The following is a 19,156-nucleotide window of genomic DNA, read 5'->3' as shown; positions in this document are numbered from 1 at the left end:
GAAGCTAGCGGGAAAGGGACACATGCGGCCTCAATCAGAATAGCGCAACAAAGCCATGACAACACTATTGACGCGGATGATGTTAGAGTTGGCGCTTTTGACGAGGGCGGAGCGCTAGCGCAGCTGGGCGATAAATTCTTCAATGATATGTATCATGCCCGAATATCTTCGGAAGACTACAGGCGCGTTTTGGACGCGATGGCTGTCCATGGTGACGAGTGGGTCAACAGGCAGACAATCATCAAAGAATCTGGAGTGTCCGAAAGCAATGTAAACAATGCATTTCTTACCCTCAAGGCAAAGCAGATCATTTTGCAGGATGAGACTAGAAGAGGTGTTTATCGATTGCCGACTAGATCGTTTGCCGCATGGATAAATGCCATCCGTTCCGCAAAGGATGTAGACCTGTAGCCTCTTGATGTTCGCATCAAGCCTGTAGGTGGGCCAGTGGGCGGTAGTGGACGGTAGTGAAGACCAGTGGACGGTAGTGAACGGTAGTGAAGACCAGTGAAGGCCAGTGGGCGGTAGTGGACGGTAGTGAAGACCAGTGAAGGCCAGTGGGCGGTAGTGGCAGGACATCAGAGGGAAACGAGCGCGGTGTCTTTCGCTCTTCATCCCCGCCGGAACGGCACCACGTTCCCCGCGTCATCGCCACGCATGAACGCCCGGGCGCCGTGCTTCTCTAGGTCCTGGATCGCCTCGTTGCGCACGCCCCGGTCGCTGGCGAACCGATTTTCCCAGACGTGGCTGGTGCCGTCGGCATCGACCACCTCAAGGATCCAGCCCTTCTCGCCCTCACCCCTGTAGATCTGGCTGTTGAACCGCAGGCCGTCGACCACCACAGACGGGCTCTTTCCGGAATGCACGATATTGGGCGTGTCGTCAGTCATGCGTCTGCTCTCCTCGGTTCCTCGCCGCATCCGCACTTGGCGGCAAAACTCCCGGCTTTGATTGCCGAAAAGATCCGTAAAACATACTGGACGCTGTTTTTCTCCCGACAATATAGGGATAGGCGAGGCACCTCAACGCCGCACAAACCCCAACAAATGCCACAGACCAGCAGGCCGAGCCGGTCATGATGCAACCTTCGGGAGAATTTTGCTTCCCGAATGATGACGCCCCGGCATAGGCTCATCACCGAATATTCGAACAACGGATTGAAGATGCGAATTCCAGAACCCCTGGTCATTCCGACCTTGGTCGCGGCGGCCATCATTGTCATGGTCTTGGTGGTCCTCGTGCTGAAGGGGGCAGCCCGCCGCGAAACTGTCGAAGGCAAGTTGACCGAGTTGGAGACGCGCTTTGCTCCTGTGATCGACGCAGATGCCACGGCTAAGCAGATCCTCACGGAGGCAGAGAACGGCGCGGCATCCATTAAGAGGGAAGCTGCAACGGTCGCATCAAGCATCGCGGACCTTCGTCGCCAGTATGCCGAGAAGAAGGTCATTTATGACCGGCTCGCCTCGGAAGTGGCCTTGTTCGATGAACGCCTCGCCTTCGCGGAAATGGGCGTCTATGAGCCCCACTTCGATTTCACTGACAGCGAGCAGTTCAAGGATGCCATCGACCGTGTCCGAGCCGAACAGAAAGCGATGGTTTCGGCGAAGACGGCCTCGATCTGCACGACGAACTGGACGGTGGATGGGAGCAAGTCCAAGGGGCAGACCATGACCGGCCGCAACATCAGGCTGACCCTGCGCGCCTTCAACAATGAATGTGACGCCGCCATCGCCAATGTTCGCTGGAACAATGCCAACGCCATGGTGAAGCGCATCGGCTATGCCCGGGAACAGATCGACAAGCTGAACGCGTCGAATGCTGTCACCATCACCGAGGCCTATTACCAGGCAAAGCTGAAGGAGCTGCGCCTGACCCACGAATATCGGGAGAAGCAGAAGGAAGAACGGGAAGAGCGCGCCGAAGCCGCCCGTGCCGCCCGCGAAGAGCAGAAGCTGATCCGAGAGATGGAGGAAGCCGAGCGGGAAGAGGCCAAATACCAGAAGCTGCTTGAGAAGGCCAAGACCGAAGCCCTCGGGGCGCACGGCGCGAAGCTGGAGGCCTACTCGCAGCAAATCGAAATTCTGGAACGGGACCTTGCCGAGGCTCATGCGAAGGTCGAGCGGGCGCAGGCGATGGCCGAAATGACCCGTTCAGGCTATGTCTATATCATCTCGAACATGGGAGCTTTCGGGCCTGACATGGTGAAGATCGGCCTGACACGGCGGCTCGACCCCACCGACCGGGTGCGCGAGCTGGGCGATGCCAGTGTGCCCTTCTTCTTCGACACCCATGCCATCATCTACAGCGACGAAGCCCCGGCCCTAGAACGGGCATTGCACACCGAGTTCGCCAAGCAGCGGGTGAACGCCACCAACATGCGGAAAGAGTTTTTCCGCGTCTCGCTGGACCAGGTTGAGGAGGCCGTGACGCGTCTGGCCCCCGGCGCATCGTTCTTCCGGGACATCGAGGCGCAGGAATACCGGGAGACGATGGCACTGCGGAACGCCCAGCTCGAGGCGCAAATCCAGCAGAAAGAGGCGGTGTTCCCAGATGCGATATAGTTCACCCTCAAGCCTGAGTTATGTGAGCTTCCACATCTGAGGCTGCCCAGGCGACAGCTACCAGATCAGTTTTCAGACCGTTCCCCACAGTGCAGCGATGCCCCTGCATGCAGCCTCGATGTCACTCATTCGCCGGGCGTTGGAAGTTGGTGCCGCGAATACCTGCCCGTGCCGGATATCAATCGACATGCACAGGCGGTTCGCTGGGGTCCGATCACTGGGGTTGTTGCCGTCCAGATGAAGCCGCATCAGAGTGGCTGCATACAGTCCCATATCACGGCGCTTGGTTGCGGCCGAGGGCGTCTCGGCGTCATCCTGCGTCATGCGCAGAAGCGCCCCGCCGATCTGCTCGACCCCGCGAGAGGCGCCATGGACCCACAGATCTGCGCGAACCGACACCTCAACGCCCGCGATTGTCAGCTTCGGTTGGGACTGGGGAGTATCGTGAAAGCTGAATGATGACAGTTGGTTGGACATCGCTTGGAGGGCGCGAAGCACCTCGATGGATTGCCGGGCATCATCTTGCCTGATGGGAGTTTCCGCTGGGTCTTCCGCCCTCTGGGCAAACATTGCCTCAGCTTGCACGAGGGGACGATTGCTTCTCGCCAAATCGGTCAGAAAGGCTTTTACTGTAGGCCGAACGTCCTTATAGCGCGTCACGACGAAGGTCTGGGGCTCAGCGGCTCGCTTGATGATGCCAAGACGGGCCGTGTCTGAAGACACCATATAAAGAGCCAGATCATTGGCCGAGATGCGCGGGCTGTCGGGAGAACGAGTCATGGAAGAAGGTTTCCTTGGAACTGCATTTTTGGACAATCACAGGGCGATTCATATCGCTGAGCTTTCGCGTGAGTCCATCATAAATAGCGGTGCGGAGCATCTGGGCTTCGGTGGGTATTTCCTTTTCGAGACATCGGAAGCCCGCTTTCCACAAGGCATCAAAGTGCTCGCCCGCCTAGCCTCACTGGAGGCAGCCTTCTCTCTCCTGGATGTCTGGCGCGGTGCAAGGGCGTGACAGGGCAGGTCGCCGAGCCTTTAGTAGGGTGAAGAAACCACATTTTGTATGCGCCAAGTGAGATGGCCGGCGGGGGCGCAGTAGGATCTTTCTAGTATTTCACCCCCTTGGCCTTCTGCTTCGCAAGGTGCGCGATCTTACTGAAGCTGGACAGTGTGCGAATGTCCCGAACGGAATTTGGCAATCCGGCACCGTTTGGGGCGAGATACCGAGAATCGGCCAGCGACGGCAGAACCCTTGGCGACAGGGCAGCCATAAAAACCCCACGAACAATGAAGTGGTGGATACTATACTTCTTCTCGCCAATCGTGGTTGTTGCCCAATAGGGGACGGCGATGGCTTGAGATAACTGCCCTGCCCCCAGCTCCCCCTGCCCATCAAATAGCATTGCCACTTCGAACGAAAACATGTCGAACGGCTGGCAACGCTCAAACACAACGTCCTTTATCCTCTCTCGATCCTCTTGGGGCACTCTATATCCTGAGTAAATCTTAGCAGACGATTCAAGGGCGCGCCAAAGCACCGAGCATATGAAGTGAGCAAGCGTTTGATGGGGACAGGTCCCGGCCCCATTTGCTGCCACAGACTGGCGGATGGCCGAAATCGCGTCATGGTCGCACAGACGGTTGAACCGTGCCTCGCATTCACCGCAAAGCAAGCGTGCATAGCCCGAGGTGGATGTTGTGCTGATACCAAGGTCTTGATGGATCTGTCGGAGGCTTCCACCTCTGCTCGCTTTAAGGTCCTTGAAGAGCGCGTCAGGAATGGCATGCGACCTGACCAGTGCTCGCACCTCACCGCAGTAGGCGCACTTTTGGGACGGCTCAGCCATACAGCTTCTCCGTGCTGAATGCGTTGCCTAAGGCTTTTTCAGCTTTCTGGTTTACTCTGTGTTGTCCGCCTTGAGCATTGAGAACGGCGGTAATTGTTCGCAGTTTGGTCAGGCTGATCGGCCTCTGCCCGTTCTTCTGCATAGCCCCTGCCGCATCCCATACCGGCGCACCCGGCCCGTCATAGACAATCTCGGCCTCCTCGGGCGACACCACCTTCAGCACCACAAGTCGGTCGCATGTCGCGTAAAGCGAAATGGATTTGCCGCCTGTCATCTTGATCTGCACATCCCGACCATCTGCGTCGATTGCATCATGCCCAGGATGCGACCCGGGGTAGAGCGTCAGCCCAAGGGCCTCGGCCGCGACGACTTTGCCGATTGATCCGACAAGATGGCCGTCGGGTATGAATTTCCGACCAGGGTAGGCGGCGGACAGCGCCTCCACTGCGCGGTAGATGTCCGCGACTGGGGCGGGAAGGCGGATCTTCATGGCTCTTCAGTGATACTTGGCGCGATGGCGCTGGCCTCTGTTCCGACATCGCCGCCAGCTACGACTGGAACTGACACAGGTCGCTCTGCACTTTCTGTCGAAGCGCCGCTGGTGTCCTCGATCTGGGCCGCGTCATATGCAGCCACCAGAGCCTCTTTCACTCCCAAGAAGCCGCAGACGAACAAAATGAGGGAGGCAAAGGCCAGCGACACAGTGGCTACATGGAGAGCAACGCCGAAACCCTCCCAAACCTTCGACGCGCGTCCCTTTTCTAGGTAGGGGTGGTTCCAAACCAGTGTTTGGTTGTGCGCACCGGCCAAGTAACAATAGTTCGTCAGGTATGTTCCGGCCGAGGCGGCCGCAGCCAACGCGAGCCCGAAAGCGAAACGCATCATCGGATCAACCAGACTATCCGCCCGCACTGTGGAGGCGTTGTTCGTCAGGATGCCGGACGTGAACGTCAGCATGGCGATCAAAGCCCCGCCATGCATAAGGAAGAGGTTCTTGACTGCGGCCTGTCCGCTGGAAATCGCGGCCTCATTCCCCTTATCGAGATAGGAGTAATGAACCTGGTGCGCCCGCAGCGCGTGCTGCCTGTTCAACCCTTCCAGATCATTGTCGCATTCCACCAATCTCGACTCCCCTTGTCTCGCCAACCCTTCCCAGCAGTATCCGGGCCACCCAAGATTAGCGCAAGATGGCGTGCCGCGTCACTTCGTTTGCCGATCTACCGGCTTGCCGTGCAAGCGTCATGTGCCGATTTCGCTGGGGCTGAGGGCGTAAATCAGAGGCGACCAGCTTCAGATTTCCGGTTGCAAGTAGACGCTGGCGAAATTCTCCCAAAACTGTTTGAGCTCCGGATTATCGGACTGGGCGCACTCATCTACAACTTTTGACAGAACCGTAATGCTGGCCTCAATGAGGTCCTTATATCGAGGTATCATATCTTGGCTGTGACCATGGAATACACAGTCTCTCACCCATTTTGCGGGCTCAAGCCCTCTCTCGTGCCAAGCTTCCCCATTAATAGCCTCATCTGCCCCGCGCATTTTCCAATCGGGACGCCAATTCTCGCCAATCACCCACTGCCCCGGCGGCTCCTCCCATAACTTCCGGGTCGCATCGTCTTGACGAAGCCCGATCCAGAACGCCTCGCCAAGTAGCCGAGAAAGCTTGTTCCAATCAGCGAATGCTGGGCGGCCGCTTTGATCATTAGGCCACCTTCTGATGAAATCATTAGTTTTGATCAGTGCGCGTTCGAACTGTGAGAAGATAAGAAAGAGATCGAAGATCTTAGGGTTAATTGTCATCAGCTTCGGCCTCCGCCCGGGACGCGGCCTCTCAACTGTTCACTCTCGTGCCGCAAGAAGAAGGTTCTATGAATGAACTGTTCTAGCACATCCATCATTGTTCTCAGATCACCTGATGAAGGCGACCATCCACGATGCGCAGCAGCGCTACCCGCGTCGATCAGTGCTACAAGAATGTCTTTCTCAGTGGAACCTATTCTACCATCGGCGAACAAGGCATCCAATTTTCGGGCGAACGATAAATTGGTATCAACCTTGACCAGTTCGGTGGCTCTATCAAAACAGGTTCGAATTCCAATTCCTGCCAATGTCGATAAACCATTGTCGAGACCTGAATAGAGTTCGGTCATCAAATCCTTCAATCGGGGATCAATGCCGGGCAGCTGTGCGAACCATTCGGGCCGTGCTCGAGCCTCCGTGGTGGGCCAGTAACGGTCGTGTGTGACCTGGACTACTCCCCACTCTCCACTAATTGGATCGCGCGCCTCTTCCGTTTCCTCAGAGAAGTAAAACTGCTCCTTGTAGAATAATGCCGAGCATCCACAGCACTGCAGCAGATGGCCTGTTGTGCATTCGTATACTTGCCCAGGATACTCGGTGTAATCTACCGTTTCTGAGTGGCGACCGCGCACGACGCAGTTCCGATATCCACCGCACTTTGGACACGGGGCCTTTATCGTCTCGACACCTTCGATAGACACTATGTGCTTTCCTTCTTGAGTCTCACTCCAGCCCCGCCACCGTTCTCGGGGATGAACTCGACCCCGGCAGCTTCAAGGGCAGCTTGTATCGCGGTAATGGTATCCAGCCTTACCCGAAGCGGTCCTGGCATCAGTTCCAAACGCTTGATGGTCGGAAGCGACACGCCTGATGCTTCTGCCAACTGAGCCTGGCTAATCTGGACCAGCGCACGGCCAGCACGTAGTTGAGCAGAGTTCATTTATCCCTCAGGTATAATTTGTGATGCCAAGAGTATTGACACTATGCGTCGAAGTCATGTTATACCTGTGGCATCACAAAGACAACTAAGGGTATCACGAATGAGCGCTCTTAACGCCGATCCGGCGCACAATACCGGCTTGCCTTCCGCCATCCTTTACGAAATCCACGACAGTCTTGTGCTGGCCTTGGACGCCTCCGAGCGGCCCACCTACAGCCAGCCTGAGCGCGAGGCCCGCAGCTACATGCGCCACGCCCTGCGCGACACCCGCCGCCTGATCGGGGAGTCCCGGGCATGACCACAGAGAACCCAACCCAACCCGAAGTGCTGGCCGCCGTCATCGGTCTGGTCATGCATATGCGCCGCACCATCGAAATGACCGACCGTGCCGATCTTGACCAGGTTGCCACCACGCTTGGTGCCATTCACGAACATCTGGCCGTGATTGGCGGATCGGTGGCAATGCTCGCCGAGGAACTGGGCCACAGGCAGGAAGTGGAGAACCGCGTGAGGGGGAACCTCGAAAAGGCCAAAGCCTTCGCGTCCTGCACTGGACTGGAGGGTCGGGCATGAGCAGCGTTCGCCTTACCGATGGCCGGGTGCTGCATCTGCCCGGTGCGCCCTTCGTTCTCAATAGCCACAGCATCATCATGGCCCCGGCAGATGCGGCCCTGGCCGCACTGGTGCCGCTTATCCCAGCCGACGACCTGTTGCTGTTCACGGGCTGGCTTGTGACTGGTGCAAGAAAGCGCCGCCGCCAGCCCCGCTATGCCGAGGTGAACGCCGCCCGGCTCAGGCTGGCCCGGCTCTGCATCGACCGCGCCCTGACCGATTGGCCGGAGGTGCAGGCATGAGCTGCCATCCCGCCGATGTGGCCGTCTGCGCTGTCACCGCCCGGCATATCGCCGAGGGTGCGGCCGATCCGCGCAAACTGGACGTGGATCTGCATCGCTGCCTCAAGACCGCCGAGGCATTGGCCGACCAGACCCATCAGGCGATGGGGGTGGGCGCATGAACCGAAACCAGCGCCGCGCCATGAAGCGAACTGCCGCCACCGCTGCCGCCCTGCTGGCCCGCTGCTGCTTCGACTATGATGGAAAGGCCATGCTGCCCGTGGCCGATCCGGTCGCCATCGCCGTGCTGGAAAAAGCCTTCACCCGCATGATGCAAGCCGGGGGCGAACTTATGGCCTTGCCCCTGTCCGAGGCCGAGGCCCGCGCCTTCCCGCTTCATGAGGGAGAGAAGCGCCTGCTGCCCGGTGGGGTGACATGGCTGGCCGTGGGTATCGATGTGTCAGGTCGGGGCACCTATGCCATGCAGTGCGCCAAGGATGAAAACCGGGTGCTTGCCCATGAGGCGGCCCGGTCAATGGCGCTGTCGCGGCTCAGGGCCTCTCTGGATATGCCGGGCTTCCCCGCGTGGCAAAGGGTGCAGGCCGATGCGTGAGGCGGGCTTGCGGGTTCATGCCCCAGAGGATGGCAGGCGAGAGGTCAGGCTGCTGGCCAGCGCTCTGTTGGCGATCAGTGCCGCAGATGCCCAGTCGCGGGCCGCATCACCACTTCATGTGGCCCGCGCCTTATCGGGCTAGCCCCAAAACCCCGACAGGATGGCGGCTTTGCCCTCTCGCTTGACGCCGAAAGATGCACGATCCACGCCCGGATCTACACTCGCCCTCTGCCGTAGCCCGCCCCGCGCAACTCGTCGTCACCTCTTTTGTGAGTAAAACTCGAAATGACTTGCGCGACGATCTATTCTGAGCTTTACTCACAAAAGAGAAACAGGGCGAGCGGCATGGCGAAGCTACCGGCAATCATCGAACTCATCGCGAAGCACGACAGCAAGTCCGCCGCGACCATCAGCAATTACGCTCGTGTCCTTCGGGATGCGGGCATTTTGCCGACAGGAAAGCGGGGCCGTGGCGCTCCGGACATGCATGCTAACGAGGTCGCTGATCTGGTCATCGGTCTTGCCGGAGCTGGCGATGCTGTCAACGCGCCCTATGCTGTTGAGATCCTGCGCAACGCAAAACTTCAGCCGAAGATAGAACTGGAATACGATGGCCTCGTTGATGCAGATGAGGAACTGAAGCACTGGTCAATTGCTGAATCATGCGAAGACTTCGGTATGCTTCTCGCCAGCCTTCTGTCTGATGAACCCAGGCGAGATGATGTCGTTGCTGATTCGGATGGTAGCTGGTTCTGCATCACCAATATGACGGTCACAATCACCGAAGTGGTCCCTGGGCTCGATTTTGGCACGGCCAAAGTGATGCTCGACGATGGCAATCAATGGGTCAGGCTGCACTTTCAGACCCCTGAAATCCCCGATCTCGTGAACCGTGAAAAAGGCGACCGGGAATTGATCGGATTGAACGCCACATGGGCAAGATCGACCTGTATTGATTACAGTTTTTTTGTTGATGCGAGCGTCTGCATAAACGGAGGATACCGAAACCAATTCGAAGAATAGTGAGTGTATTCAATATTTTATTTCGCATCCTGTTTGCCGGAATATGTGGATAGCTCAAATCTTCTCTTTGGATTTTCTCCGACCGAACCAACAATAGGGATATCGAACAAGCGCCGCCAGACGCTGCCCTAAGGAAACAAAGACGATGACCGAGCAGAATAACCCGTTTGCGGGACCGGAGGAGGATTGCCTGAAGGTCTTGCTTAAAAAGCCCCGGATGCGCCGGGATCACGCCAGCCAGTATCTGGAGCTGGCGCATGGCATCACGATGGCTCCTGCCACCCTCGCCACGTTGGCGACTCGGGGCGGCGGTCCGCCGTTCCAGAAGGTCAACCGCACGCCTCTTTATCCCCGTGCCTCGCTCGACGCCTGGGCGGCCGAAAAACTCGGTCCGCTCCGTGACTCTACCTCGGAGGAGTAGGCCATGAACGCTCAGGCCAAACCTGCCCTCAGCTTCGCCAGCGGCTTCGGCCAGAGCGATACCCATGTCCTGACCCTGAGCGATGGACGCCCCAATCCTGCGAAGATGGTCGGCCAGCCCTACAATACTGTTGATGGGCAGCAGATCATTGCCATGGTGAAAAGCCCGCCCTCTGTGCCGAAGGATAAGGCCCAGTGGTTCATCCCGTCGACCTACAATGGGTCCGATGCCCGCGCGCATGAGGTGCAGCGCAAGAATGGGCAATTCTTCTGGGTGGCCATTGATCTCGACCAGAACAATCTGGCGCTCACCGACGTTCTGGGCACCGTGCATACCGTGCTGCCTGACGTCCGGTGTATTGTCTATTCTTCTCGTTCAGCCACCGAGGACAACAAGAAGTGGCGTGTGCTGATCCCGCTGATGGGCTTCATTCCCGGTGCTGATTTCAGCGACACGATGGTGGCTTTCTACGATCTTCTGGAAGAAGAGAGCGCTGGCACGTTGATCCCGGATCGCGCGCTGGCCCGGCCTGGTCAACTGATCTACTTGCCGAACAAAGGTGAGTATTACGAATACCGGATCCACAAGGGGGAGCCGCTTGCACTCACGCCGGCGCATCCGATTATCCGGCTTCGCGAGGAGAACCGCGCCAAGGTCGAGGCTGCACAGGCGTTTGCCCGGAAAGAACGTGAGCGGCGCACCATCCGGCCAAATGAGACACGTAACGACATCAAGCCGGTGGATCACTTCAACCAAAACAATACTGTTCCAGATCTGCTGGCGCGCTACGGGTATCGGCAGGCTGGACAGAGCCATCACTGGCGCAGCCCGATGCAGACTTCGGGCAGCTATGCAACCCGCGAGTATGGCGAATACTGGATCAGCCTTTCTGCCAGCGATGCGGCGGCTGGCATTGGCAGAACCACCCCGCAGGGTCATTGCCATGGCGATGCCTTCGACCTCTACGTTCACCATGAGAAGGGCGGAGATTTTAATGCGGCGGTCCGAGATTACGCCGATGAGGCCAGGCTGCACGCTCGCCCTGAGGTGCAACCGGCTGCGGATCAGCACACTGGGGACAGTAAGCCAGATGATGCTCTTGCAGATCCCAAAGAGCAAATCCCGCCAGACAACGCCCTAGTTTCCGAGGAGGAAGAGCCCGCGCCACCCAAATCCGAGTGGCCGTTCAAGGTGAATAAGGCTGGTGTCTGGAAGCGCAGTGAGCGCATGGACAAAGAAACCGGAAGGATCGTCACCAAATGGGCACCGATCTGCTCTGAGCTGCGTGTGCTGGCCGAAACCCGCGATGCCGATGGTGAAGAGTGGGGCCGCTTGCTCGAGGTTGTCGACCGTGATGGCCGCCGCAAGCGGTGGGCAATGCCCATGAGCCTTATGTCAGGTGACGGCAGCGCCATTCGCGAAAGGCTCTTTTCGCTTGGATTGGTTCCTTCTCAAGCCCGCGAGGCGAGGCAGGCTCTCCTCGAATACATCGGTTCCGCCCAGCCTGAAGAGAAGGTGCGCTGCGTTGCTCGCATCGGATGGAGCGGAGGAGCCTTTGTCCTTCCCTCCCAGACCATCGGAGTATTCTGATATGAATGAACGCGTCATCTTCCAGAGTGCCGTCCCGCTCGACAATCCTTATCGCTGTGCAGGTTCTTTGGCCGCGTGGCAGACTGAGATTGGCGAGAACGTCCTCGGCAACAGCCGTCTGATGCTGGCACTGTCCGCTGGTTTTGCCGGGCCTCTGCTTCAGCCTTTGAGCGTCGAGGGAGGCGGGTTCCATTTCAGGGGTGGATCCAGCACCGGCAAGACCACAGCGCTTCAGATTGCCGGTTCGGTCTGGGGTGGCGGCGGTATTAACGGCTATGTCGGCACCTGGAGGGCGACATCGAACGGCCTCGAGGGCATCGCCGCCCTACATTGTGATACGTTGCTCTGCCTCGATGAGATTGGGCAAATCGATGCCCGTGAAGCTGGGCAAGTCGCCTACATGCTCAGCAACGGGCAAGGCAAGGCACGTGCGGGGCGTGGCGGTGAGGCGCGCAAGGCTGCCGAGTGGCGTGTTCTCTTCCTGTCATCAGGCGAAATCAGTCTGGCCCAGAAGATGGCAGAGGACAGCCGGAACCGCCGTGTCATGGCGGGTCAGGAAGTTCGTATCGTCGACATTGTGGCAGATGCCGGTGCGGGGATGGGCATCTTTGAAGATCTGCACGGCTTTACCGGGCCTGATGCTTTGGCCCGGCATTTCAAGGCCGCCGCTTCTCGCAACTATGGCCACCCCTCCATCGCGTTTCTGAAGAAGTTGGTCGAGGATCAATCCGGGAATGTCGAACGCGTCGCGGAGCTTATGAAGGCATTCCAGGAGAAGAACATGGCTGCCGGTGCTGATGGGCAGGTCTCCCGTGTTCTGGCTCGCTTTGCTTTGGCCGCAGCGGCTGGCGAATTGGCCCTGGAGTTCAACGTGCTGCCCTGGACGTCCGGCGATGCCTTTGCCGCGGCAAAGACCTGCTTCGATGCGTGGATTGTTGGTCGCGGAGGGACGGATGCAGCTGAGGATCGTGAGGCAATCTCCGTCGTGCGCCGTTTCCTAGAAGCGCATGGGGCGAGCCGCTTCGAGCTCGTTCAGGGCGACCTCGAAACACCTGACCAGACCATCGACACGCGTGTCATCAACCGTGCCGGGTTTGTCCGGGTCCGTAATGGTGAGCGGGAATACATCTTCCTCCCCGAAGCATGGAAAGAGGTCTGCGCGGGTATGGATCCGGGCCGCGTTGCCCGTGTCCTGGTCGGGCGTAGCTTCATGCTGACCGGAGCCGATGGCAAGCCGCAGACCAAGCAACGCCTTCCGGGGATCAGCAAGTCGGCCCGCTGCTATGTCGTGTCTGCGGATATCTTGGCGGATGACTAACCCGGCTCGCGTTATGCCCCAAAAGAGCAATCCCATGAGGAAAAAGATTTTCCGAATGAGTTCAGCGATTTTCCGTCAGCCCCTCTTCAAGCAAGTGATCCGGGAGAAGTAAATGCCGTTCAAAGCCCCCAGAATATGCACCTGTGGCAAGGTGGTTCCGGCCGGGATCAAATGTGAGTGCCAAAAGGCCAGAAAGCGGGCCGCAGACAAAATCTATGATGCCAAGCGCCCGAATGCTCGGCAGCGGGGCTATGACAAGGATTGGGAGCGGGCCGCAAAACTGTTCCTAACTCGCCGCGAAAACCGTGCTTGCGTTATCTGCGGAGAGGAGGCCACGGTCGTCGATCACCGGATTGCCTTCAAGGGCGATGATGCCCTGAGGATGGATGTCCGCAACTGGCAACCCATGTGCCGCCCCTGCAATTCGTGCAAGAACGTTCGGCGTGAGGGTGGCTTCGGCAGGAAACCGAAAGATGCAGTGTGATGGTTGAGGGCTTTCTACGCATCCATCCTCGACCCGATGGCAAACAGGAGGTCAGGAACGCCGAGGGTGATGTTCTGGCCGTCTGCGATACGAATGCGAGTGCATGGCGCTGGATTGATCGGCACACGACCAGCGGCCAGGCCGACAGCGATAGGCACTACCGTATCAGGGTATCGGCGCGGTTTTCCTGAAAAGGGATAGCACCGGCCCGCTTGCGGCGACCCACTCCCCCGCGCCTGTGCCGACGAATGGCGACGACGCAGGGGCCATGGTCATGGCGACCACACCTTTCCCCTATGTTCAGCATAGCCCGTGGAGCTGCGGGGCATCACGACCAGCGCCATGCCTTCGCCCTGCATCGCAGGATGGACCAGACGAACGAATAGCGTGCGCCTCGTCAATCCAACTCTGGAGTGGCGGCTAAGCCATAAACCTTGCTCTGGCAGGTTGGCGCGTCACGCGACCCGACCTCTCGCCCACACTCCGAAATCAGGGCCTGACCGGATCCAACTCTCACCGCTGGTGGAAGCCGGATCGACTGGCGACGGACCGCATCGGGAGTAGGTCCACCCCCCAGCGGTGGTCAGATCGACCGCAGGCACCCGGGGGGGTGGTTCCAGACTTTTGGACCCTTTGGGGGACCAGCGTGTGGGCCTTCTTACAAGATATGAGCTAATTGGAGATTTTCGGGAAAGCCTTCTCGTGGCTTGTTCCCCTGTGTTCCCCATGTCGTTCAGGGTTGGGGAACAGCAATATCGCCGATAAAATAAGGCTGTTCCCCGTGTTCCCCTTGTTCCCCGCGCGAAACGCAGGGTCCAATATGAGATTTGTCGCGATGCGTGCGATCTATGATCGACCACACCTCGATCTTGGGAACGGTGACTGGGAATTGACTGACCGCTACAGGTGCAGGCCACACGCGACTCACCACGCTGCTATTCCTTGCCGAGATACAGATCCGGTGGCTAAACCCTTTAGGGCTGTAGTGAAGTGGCCTCACTTTTCCGTGATTGAAGCCCCCATGAACCCGGTTCTGAATATGGTTCCGCCGTGGTTCCATGACTTTGCCAAAGCAAAAGGCCGCCCCGAAGGGCGGCCATTTTGTGCTGGTATTCCAGTAAGTTACTGGTGCCGCTGAAGGGACTCGAACCCCCGACCCCATCATTACGAATGACGTGCTCTACCAGCTGAGCTACAGCGGCATATTCCAGATGCAGGCCCCTCTTTTGTCCTGCTTGTCGTCTGCGGCCTCAGAAGTCTTTGGCTTTGCCTGTCACTGGGCACCGAAATCGCTGCCCATGAAAGCTCTGCCGATCGCGTTACCGAGGCTATGCAGGCGCCCGTTTAAACGCGCCAGGCCTTCTTGTCCAGTGTCCGTTCACGGCAATTTCCCTTGGCCGGGCCCGCGCGTTAGAGAGGTCGGGGCACAGGACCGCCCGCTTCAGAGCATAGAGGCGGCGCGATCGCGTAACGGGCGGCAATCTGGTAATCTGGCAAAGAACTCACGCGCTCCAACAAAAACGCAATATTTATCAAAATTTTATTCTATATCTCCTTGAACACCCTCTTCTGCGACATCCATGATCTCGTCCCGGCTCCGCGTGACACCTGGGCGGGCGCAGGGTGATCTCAGGCCTGTCGGGCTTGCAGCTGCATCTCCTCTGTGGCCGCGGGCGCGAGCGGATGGCGCCTTTCCGGGAGTTGCGCGCATGGCAAAATCGTTGCCTGCGCCGCTCTTTTATGTCGCACCCAAGGGCTGACCGGGGCAAGGACCGGCCTCACGAACCGGGACTTCACGGCTGGCCGGCTCCGGCAGCATGTCGGTTCAGATCGATGCAGAATCAAGACGTCCAGGGCGCCCTGAACTGTGGCCCCTGTCAAATCGCTCCAGGCGACGCGCGATTCGGACAGTCGCGATGTTCTGTCCCTGCCAGCCGGGGCCGCCATCTGCTCTGGCGGCAGGGCACGCGCCACATTCTGCGAGGCAACGGCCCTCGCCCTGACCAGTCCCGCCGATGACCCCGGCCCTATCCGGGCGCGGACGTCCCCGGCCGGGATGGCGCAATCTCTCAGGCCCAGACCTGATCCGGATCGGGCAAGGGGATCGCATCAAGCAGCTCCCTTGTATAGGCCGCCCGCGGCTGGCCGAACAGCGCTGCCGTATCAGAGGCTTCGATGATCTCACCCTGGTAAAGCACCATGATCCGGGAACACAGCCTCCGGATCACGCTCAGGTCATGGCTGATAAAGGCCAGCGTCAGGCCAAGCTCTTTCACCAGCCGCTCCAGCAGGTTCAGCACCTGCGCCTGGCTCGACACATCCAGCCCCGAGACGATCTCATCTGCAAGGATGAAATCCGGGCGCAGCGCGATGGCGCGGGCGATCCCCACCCGCTGCCGCTGGCCGCCCGACATCTCATGCGGGTAGCGGCTGGCCATATCCTGCGGGAAGCCCACGAGATCCAGCGCCTCGGCCACGCGGCCCCGCACATCTGCAACGCCATGGAGGCGCAGAGGCGCCGCGATCAGCTGACCCACCCGGTGGCGCGGGTTCAGCGATGACATCGGGTCCTGGAAAATCATCTGGAACCGCCGCCTGAGCGGGCGCAGCGCGGCGTCATTCAGATGGGTGATGTCCTGGCCCTCAAACAGGAGCCGGCCCGCCGTCGGCTCCAGCAGCCGCACCAGACAGCGCCCGAGAGTCGACTTCCCCGAGCCCGATCCGCCGACAATCCCGATGATCTCGCCTTTTGCGATGCCGAAATCGAGGCCTTTGAGGATCTCGTTGCGCGGCGCCGGCCCCCAAAGCGGTTTGCGATTCAGATCGGGGAGCGAGAGACGCAGCCCCTCGACACGGTAAAGCTCTTCAGACATGCGCGCGCTCCCGGTCAAAGGCGTCGATCTCGGCCCGCACATCCGCGATGACCTGGTCAGGCACCGGGGTCAGGCTGGCACTCGGATCGGTGTATTTCGGCGTCGCGGCCAGCAGCGCCCGCGAATAGGCATGGCGCGGGCCGGCAAAGAAACCCGGCACGTCATTATCCTCGACCACCATGCCGCCATAAAGCACCGAGAGCCGGTTGCAGACCTTGGATACGATGCCCAGATCATGGGTCACGAACAGAAGTGCCGTCCCATGCCTGGCCTGCATATCCCTGATAAGCTTCAGGATCTGCTTTTGCACCGTCACATCCAGCGCGGTCGTCGGCTCATCGGCGACGATCAGTTTCGGCGCGGCGGCAAAGGCCGAAGCGATCAGGATCCGCTGCCGCATCCCCCCGGAAAGCTCATGCGGATAGGCCCGCATCACCCGCGCGGGATCCTGGATCCTGACCTCGTCGAGCAGCTCTTCGGCCCGCGCCACCGCCCGCGCCCGCTCCCATCCAAGAATGTCCACCAGCCGGTCGGTGATCTGCGGCGCGATCCGGCGCGACGGGTTCAGCGCCGTCAGCGGATCCTGCGGGATCAGCGCACAGGTCTGACCGATCCGATGCCGCCGATCTTTATCAGACAGGCGCTGCAGGTCTTCGCCGCCGAGGAGGATCTCGCCCCCCGTCACCTCGACCGCTTTCGGCAGGATCCCCAAAACCGCCTTGCCGATCATCGACTTGCCGGCACCGCTTTCCCCAACCAGCCCCCGCACCTCGCCCGGCGCAACCGAGAGCGAAACACTGCGCAAAAGCGGGTGGTTCTGGCGCGTGATCCGCGCTGACAGGCCCTTCAGCTCAAGATAAGTCATCGCAGCACCGGATCGTAGCGGTTCTTGAGCCCTTCCCCCAGCTGGGAAAAGGCGAGAACGGTCAGGAAAAGCGCGATCAGCGGAAAGACCAAAACCCACCAGGCCTGGTTGATCGAGATCCGCCCTTCGGAAATCATCCCGCCCCAGGTCGGGTCATCGGTCGGGATCGAAAGGTTCACGAAACTCAGGATCGCCTCGATGATCACTGCGATGCCCATTTCCAGCGTCAGCAGCACCACGATGGTCGGCAGGACATTGGGCAGGATCTCGGTCAGCATGGTGGAAATCCGGCCCCGCCCGACCACGCGTGCCGAGGCGACATAATCCATTACCCCCTGGCCCATCGCCTCGGCCCGGATCACCCGGGCAAAGCGCGTCCAGTCGATCACCACAATCGCCACGATGATCGAGATGAGCCCCGGCCCCATCACCGCGATCAGCAGGATGGAAAACAGGACCGGCGGAAAGGCCATCCAGATGTCGATAAAGCGCGAGATGACAGTATCCACCCAGCCGCGCATATAGCCCGCCATCAGCCCCAGACCTGCGCCCAGGATACAGGTGATCCCTCCCGCCACCAGCGCCACCGAAAGCGCGATCCGTGCGCCAAAAATGATCCGGCTCAGCACGTCACGCCCAAGGCTGTCGGTCCCGAGCCAGTAACCCGGCTCGGCCCCCGCCATCCAGAAGGGCGGCATCCGGCCCAGAAACAGATCCTGCGCCAGCGGATCCTGAGGCGCTATCAGCGGCGCAAAAACCGCCGCCAGCACCACAAGACCAATCCAGCCCGCCGAGAGCCAGAGCCGCGGCCCCGCCCGGCGTTTCACAAGCGAACGGGCATCAGCCATGGCGCAGCCTCGGGTTCAGAACGGCATAAAGCAGATCAACCACCAGGTTCACCCCGGTGAAGATCAGCGCGAAAAGGATCACGATCCCCTGGATCAGCGGCAGATCGCGGTTGATCACCGCCTCAATGGCCATATTGCCAAGCCCCTCATAGGAGAACAGCCGCTCGATGATCACGGTGCCACCGATCAGAAAGGTGAATTGCACCCCCACCAGCGTCAGCGTCGGCAGGACCGCATTGCGCAAGGCCTCGCGCAGAATGACATGCGTCTCGCCATACCCCCGCGTCCGCGCGAGTGTGACGTAATCCAGATGCATGGTCTCTTTCAGGCTCTGCTTCAGAAGCTGCCCAATGATCGCCGATAAAGGGATCGCCAGCGCCAGCGCCGGCAGGAACATATGGCTGACGATATCAGCCCAAAGATCGAACCGCAGCCGGATCAGGCTCTCGAACAGGTAGAAATTGGTGACAAAGGGCAGATCCAGCGACGGCGTCACCCGGCCCGAGATGTGAAACACCGGCCAGAGCACGCCAAACCCAAGGATCAGCAACAGCCCCCAAAGGAAATCCGGCACCGAAAGCGCCATGCCATTGGCAATATCAATCGCCGCCTCGGTCTTCGTCTCGCGCCGCCGCGTGCCCCAGATCGCGAGAAAGCCGCCGATGATACAGGCCATGACCAGCGCCATGACCGACAATTCCAGCGTTGCAGGCAGCCGCCCGAGCACCATCCCCGTCACCGGCTGGCGCGCCGTGATCGAGGTGCCGAAATCGCCCTGTACCACACCGCCCAGCCAGATGAAAAACTGCTCCGGGATCGAGCGGTCAAAGCCGTAAAGCGCATTCAGCCGCGCGATATCAGCCTCACCCGCCCCCGGCGGCAGCATCATCGCAATCGGATTGCCCGGCACGACCCGGATGACGACAAAGACAATCACCGCCACGCCCAAAAGCGTGATCAATGTCGTCACCAGCCGCCCCAATAGAGTTCTCAATAGCTGCATCACGCCGCCCAGAGAGGCTCATGCCTCTGTCATTTTCTGTCTGAAAATATCCCGCGGGGGTCCGGGGGCGCGAAGCCCCCGGCGCCTCCACCCTCAGCCGCGCTTCATCAGATGCGGCAACAGCGCACCCGAAGCAT

At 59.6% G+C, this 19,156-nt stretch carries 24 protein-coding genes and 1 tRNA gene; 13 read left to right on the top strand and 12 right to left on the bottom strand.

Annotated elements, in window-relative coordinates:
- On the top strand, window positions 1–411 hold a 411-nt coding region (locus JC607_RS25655; protein ID WP_233093125.1), incomplete at its 5' end, for a hypothetical protein.
- A 200-nt stretch (window positions 412–611) separates the two neighbouring features.
- Here the strand turns inward: JC607_RS25655 and JC607_RS23860 are convergent.
- Complete coding sequence (locus JC607_RS23860) at window positions 612–890, bottom strand: hypothetical protein (RefSeq protein WP_198839225.1); 279 nt, start codon at window positions 888–890, stop codon at window positions 612–614.
- Window positions 891–1,109: 219 nt separating this feature from the next.
- Here JC607_RS23860 and JC607_RS23855 point away from each other — a divergent pair, with 219 nt between their 5' ends.
- Window positions 1,110–2,561, top strand: a complete 1,452-nt coding sequence (locus tag JC607_RS23855) for a DUF4041 domain-containing protein (protein WP_233093124.1) — start codon at window positions 1,110–1,112, stop codon at window positions 2,559–2,561.
- 72 nt (window positions 2,562–2,633) lie between these two features.
- Here JC607_RS23855 and JC607_RS23850 read toward each other — a convergent pair whose 3' ends face one another.
- Window positions 2,634–3,341 (bottom strand): hypothetical protein, encoded by a 708-nt coding sequence (locus JC607_RS23850; RefSeq protein WP_198839224.1) that lies wholly within the window; start codon window positions 3,339–3,341, stop codon window positions 2,634–2,636.
- Here JC607_RS23850 and JC607_RS23845 point away from each other — a divergent pair.
- Complete coding sequence (locus tag JC607_RS23845) at window positions 3,340–3,576, top strand: hypothetical protein (protein ID WP_198839223.1); 237 nt, start codon at window positions 3,340–3,342, stop codon at window positions 3,574–3,576. The genes JC607_RS23850 and JC607_RS23845 overlap by 2 nt on opposite strands.
- Window positions 3,577–3,667: 91 nt before the next feature.
- On the opposite strand, the gene JC607_RS23840 is transcribed toward JC607_RS23845, so the two are convergent.
- From JC607_RS23840 to JC607_RS23820, 5 genes are all read right to left on the bottom strand, one after another.
- Window positions 3,668–4,048 (bottom strand): hypothetical protein, encoded by a 381-nt coding sequence (locus JC607_RS23840; protein WP_198839222.1) that lies wholly within the window; start codon window positions 4,046–4,048, stop codon window positions 3,668–3,670.
- A 352-nt stretch (window positions 4,049–4,400) separates the two neighbouring features.
- The gene (locus JC607_RS23835; RefSeq protein ID WP_198839221.1) at window positions 4,401–4,898 is read right to left on the bottom strand and encodes a hypothetical protein; all 498 of its coding nucleotides are present in this window, start codon (window positions 4,896–4,898) and stop codon (window positions 4,401–4,403) included.
- Complete coding sequence (locus tag JC607_RS23830; protein ID WP_198839220.1) at window positions 4,895–5,530, bottom strand: hypothetical protein; 636 nt, start codon at window positions 5,528–5,530, stop codon at window positions 4,895–4,897. Before JC607_RS23830 ends, JC607_RS23835 begins: the two co-directional genes overlap by 4 nt.
- Window positions 5,531–5,698: 168 nt before the next feature.
- A complete protein-coding gene (locus JC607_RS23825) occupies window positions 5,699–6,208 on the bottom strand; it encodes a hypothetical protein (RefSeq protein WP_198839219.1) in 510 nt (169 codons plus the stop codon).
- Window positions 6,208–6,558 carry a DUF4145 domain-containing protein gene (locus JC607_RS23820; RefSeq protein WP_198839218.1) on the bottom strand — a complete coding sequence of 117 codons (351 nt, stop codon included), beginning with the start codon at window positions 6,556–6,558 and terminating at the stop codon, window positions 6,208–6,210. Before JC607_RS23820 ends, JC607_RS23825 begins: the two co-directional genes overlap by 1 nt.
- Window positions 6,559–7,248: 690 nt before the next feature.
- Here JC607_RS23820 and JC607_RS23810 point away from each other — a divergent pair.
- The 10 genes from JC607_RS23810 (at window position 7,249) to JC607_RS23765 (ending at window position 13,430) form a co-directional block, all read left to right on the top strand.
- Complete coding sequence (locus JC607_RS23810) at window positions 7,249–7,446, top strand: hypothetical protein (protein WP_198839216.1); 198 nt, start codon at window positions 7,249–7,251, stop codon at window positions 7,444–7,446.
- On the top strand, window positions 7,443–7,721 hold the full coding sequence (locus tag JC607_RS23805; protein ID WP_198839215.1) for a hypothetical protein: 279 nt from the start codon (window positions 7,443–7,445) through the stop codon (window positions 7,719–7,721). Before JC607_RS23810 ends, JC607_RS23805 begins: the two co-directional genes overlap by 4 nt.
- Complete coding sequence (locus JC607_RS23800; protein ID WP_198839214.1) at window positions 7,718–8,002, top strand: hypothetical protein; 285 nt, start codon at window positions 7,718–7,720, stop codon at window positions 8,000–8,002. The genes JC607_RS23805 and JC607_RS23800 overlap by 4 nt, the downstream gene beginning before the upstream one ends.
- The gene (locus JC607_RS23795; RefSeq protein WP_198839213.1) at window positions 7,999–8,163 is read left to right on the top strand and encodes a hypothetical protein; all 165 of its coding nucleotides are present in this window, start codon (window positions 7,999–8,001) and stop codon (window positions 8,161–8,163) included. The genes JC607_RS23800 and JC607_RS23795 overlap by 4 nt, the downstream gene beginning before the upstream one ends.
- Window positions 8,160–8,594, top strand: coding sequence for a hypothetical protein (locus JC607_RS23790; protein WP_198839212.1), 435 nt, complete (start codon window positions 8,160–8,162; stop codon window positions 8,592–8,594). Before JC607_RS23795 ends, JC607_RS23790 begins: the two co-directional genes overlap by 4 nt.
- A 345-nt stretch (window positions 8,595–8,939) precedes the next feature.
- A complete protein-coding gene (locus JC607_RS23785; protein WP_198839211.1) occupies window positions 8,940–9,617 on the top strand; it encodes a hypothetical protein in 678 nt (225 codons plus the stop codon).
- Between the two features lie 145 nt (window positions 9,618–9,762).
- Window positions 9,763–10,038, top strand: a complete 276-nt coding sequence (locus tag JC607_RS23780) for a hypothetical protein (protein ID WP_198839210.1) — start codon at window positions 9,763–9,765, stop codon at window positions 10,036–10,038.
- A gap of 3 nt (window positions 10,039–10,041) precedes the next feature.
- Window positions 10,042–11,628, top strand: coding sequence for a DUF927 domain-containing protein (locus tag JC607_RS25860; RefSeq protein ID WP_198839209.1), 1,587 nt, complete (start codon window positions 10,042–10,044; stop codon window positions 11,626–11,628).
- Window position 11,629: 1 nt separating this feature from the next.
- A complete protein-coding gene (locus JC607_RS23770; RefSeq protein WP_198839208.1) occupies window positions 11,630–12,946 on the top strand; it encodes a DUF927 domain-containing protein in 1,317 nt (438 codons plus the stop codon).
- Window positions 12,947–13,058: 112 nt separating this feature from the next.
- The gene (locus tag JC607_RS23765) at window positions 13,059–13,430 is read left to right on the top strand and encodes an HNH endonuclease signature motif containing protein (RefSeq protein WP_198839207.1); all 372 of its coding nucleotides are present in this window, start codon (window positions 13,059–13,061) and stop codon (window positions 13,428–13,430) included.
- A gap of 1,126 nt (window positions 13,431–14,556) precedes the next feature.
- On the opposite strand, the gene JC607_RS23760 is transcribed toward JC607_RS23765, so the two are convergent.
- The 5 genes from JC607_RS23760 to JC607_RS23740 all read right to left on the bottom strand — a co-directional run bounded on the left by JC607_RS23760 (window position 14,557) and on the right by JC607_RS23740 (window position 19,019).
- Window positions 14,557–14,632 (bottom strand) — tRNA-Thr (locus JC607_RS23760).
- 867 nt (window positions 14,633–15,499) lie between these two features.
- Window positions 15,500–16,303: an ATP-binding cassette domain-containing protein gene (locus tag JC607_RS23755; protein WP_198839206.1), complete on the bottom strand. Its 804-nt coding sequence runs from the start codon at window positions 16,301–16,303 to the stop codon at window positions 15,500–15,502.
- Complete coding sequence (locus JC607_RS23750; RefSeq protein WP_198839205.1) at window positions 16,296–17,168, bottom strand: ABC transporter ATP-binding protein; 873 nt, start codon at window positions 17,166–17,168, stop codon at window positions 16,296–16,298. Before JC607_RS23750 ends, JC607_RS23755 begins: the two co-directional genes overlap by 8 nt.
- A complete protein-coding gene (locus tag JC607_RS23745; RefSeq protein ID WP_198839204.1) occupies window positions 17,165–18,016 on the bottom strand; it encodes an ABC transporter permease in 852 nt (283 codons plus the stop codon). Before JC607_RS23745 ends, JC607_RS23750 begins: the two co-directional genes overlap by 4 nt.
- A complete protein-coding gene (locus tag JC607_RS23740) occupies window positions 18,009–19,019 on the bottom strand; it encodes an ABC transporter permease (protein ID WP_198839203.1) in 1,011 nt (336 codons plus the stop codon). The genes JC607_RS23745 and JC607_RS23740 overlap by 8 nt, the downstream gene beginning before the upstream one ends.
- Window positions 19,020–19,156: the final 137 nt, after the last annotated feature.

Origin of the sequence: Paracoccus sp. IB05, assembly GCF_016405985.1 — a bacterium.
Lineage (GTDB): Bacteria > Pseudomonadota > Alphaproteobacteria > Rhodobacterales > Rhodobacteraceae > Pseudogemmobacter.
This window is presented reverse-complemented; position numbering and strand designations above follow the sequence as displayed.

Bases quoted from the DNA above. Each gene is read 5' to 3' on its own strand.
- JC607_RS23740 (WP_198839203.1), bottom strand. From the start codon at position 19,019: ATGCAGCTATTGAGAACTCTATTGGGGCGGCTGGTGACGACATTGATC.
- JC607_RS23855 (WP_233093124.1), top strand. From the start codon at position 1,110: ATGATGACGCCCCGGCATAGGCTCATCACCGAATATTCGAACAACGGA.
- JC607_RS23845 (WP_198839223.1), top strand. From the start codon at position 3,340: ATGGAAGAAGGTTTCCTTGGAACTGCATTTTTGGACAATCACAGGGCG.
- JC607_RS23800 (WP_198839214.1), top strand. From the start codon at position 7,718: ATGAGCAGCGTTCGCCTTACCGATGGCCGGGTGCTGCATCTGCCCGGT.
- JC607_RS23850 (WP_198839224.1), bottom strand. From the start codon at position 3,341: ATGACTCGTTCTCCCGACAGCCCGCGCATCTCGGCCAATGATCTGGCT.
- JC607_RS23790 (WP_198839212.1), top strand. From the start codon at position 8,160: ATGAACCGAAACCAGCGCCGCGCCATGAAGCGAACTGCCGCCACCGCT.
- JC607_RS23745 (WP_198839204.1), bottom strand. From the start codon at position 18,016: ATGGCTGATGCCCGTTCGCTTGTGAAACGCCGGGCGGGGCCGCGGCTC.
- JC607_RS23765 (WP_198839207.1), top strand. From the start codon at position 13,059: ATGCCGTTCAAAGCCCCCAGAATATGCACCTGTGGCAAGGTGGTTCCG.
- JC607_RS23810 (WP_198839216.1), top strand. From the start codon at position 7,249: ATGAGCGCTCTTAACGCCGATCCGGCGCACAATACCGGCTTGCCTTCC.
- JC607_RS23805 (WP_198839215.1), top strand. From the start codon at position 7,443: ATGACCACAGAGAACCCAACCCAACCCGAAGTGCTGGCCGCCGTCATC.
- JC607_RS23835 (WP_198839221.1), bottom strand. From the start codon at position 4,898: ATGAAGATCCGCCTTCCCGCCCCAGTCGCGGACATCTACCGCGCAGTG.
- JC607_RS23755 (WP_198839206.1), bottom strand. From the start codon at position 16,303: ATGTCTGAAGAGCTTTACCGTGTCGAGGGGCTGCGTCTCTCGCTCCCC.
- JC607_RS23780 (WP_198839210.1), top strand. From the start codon at position 9,763: ATGACCGAGCAGAATAACCCGTTTGCGGGACCGGAGGAGGATTGCCTG.
- JC607_RS23825 (WP_198839219.1), bottom strand. From the start codon at position 6,208: ATGACAATTAACCCTAAGATCTTCGATCTCTTTCTTATCTTCTCACAG.
- JC607_RS23750 (WP_198839205.1), bottom strand. From the start codon at position 17,168: ATGACTTATCTTGAGCTGAAGGGCCTGTCAGCGCGGATCACGCGCCAG.
- JC607_RS23820 (WP_198839218.1), bottom strand. From the start codon at position 6,558: ATGACCGAACTCTATTCAGGTCTCGACAATGGTTTATCGACATTGGCA.
- JC607_RS25860 (WP_198839209.1), top strand. From the start codon at position 10,042: ATGAACGCTCAGGCCAAACCTGCCCTCAGCTTCGCCAGCGGCTTCGGC.
- JC607_RS23860 (WP_198839225.1), bottom strand. From the start codon at position 890: ATGACTGACGACACGCCCAATATCGTGCATTCCGGAAAGAGCCCGTCT.
- JC607_RS23785 (WP_198839211.1), top strand. From the start codon at position 8,940: ATGGCGAAGCTACCGGCAATCATCGAACTCATCGCGAAGCACGACAGC.
- JC607_RS23770 (WP_198839208.1), top strand. From the start codon at position 11,630: ATGAATGAACGCGTCATCTTCCAGAGTGCCGTCCCGCTCGACAATCCT.
- JC607_RS23795 (WP_198839213.1), top strand. From the start codon at position 7,999: ATGAGCTGCCATCCCGCCGATGTGGCCGTCTGCGCTGTCACCGCCCGG.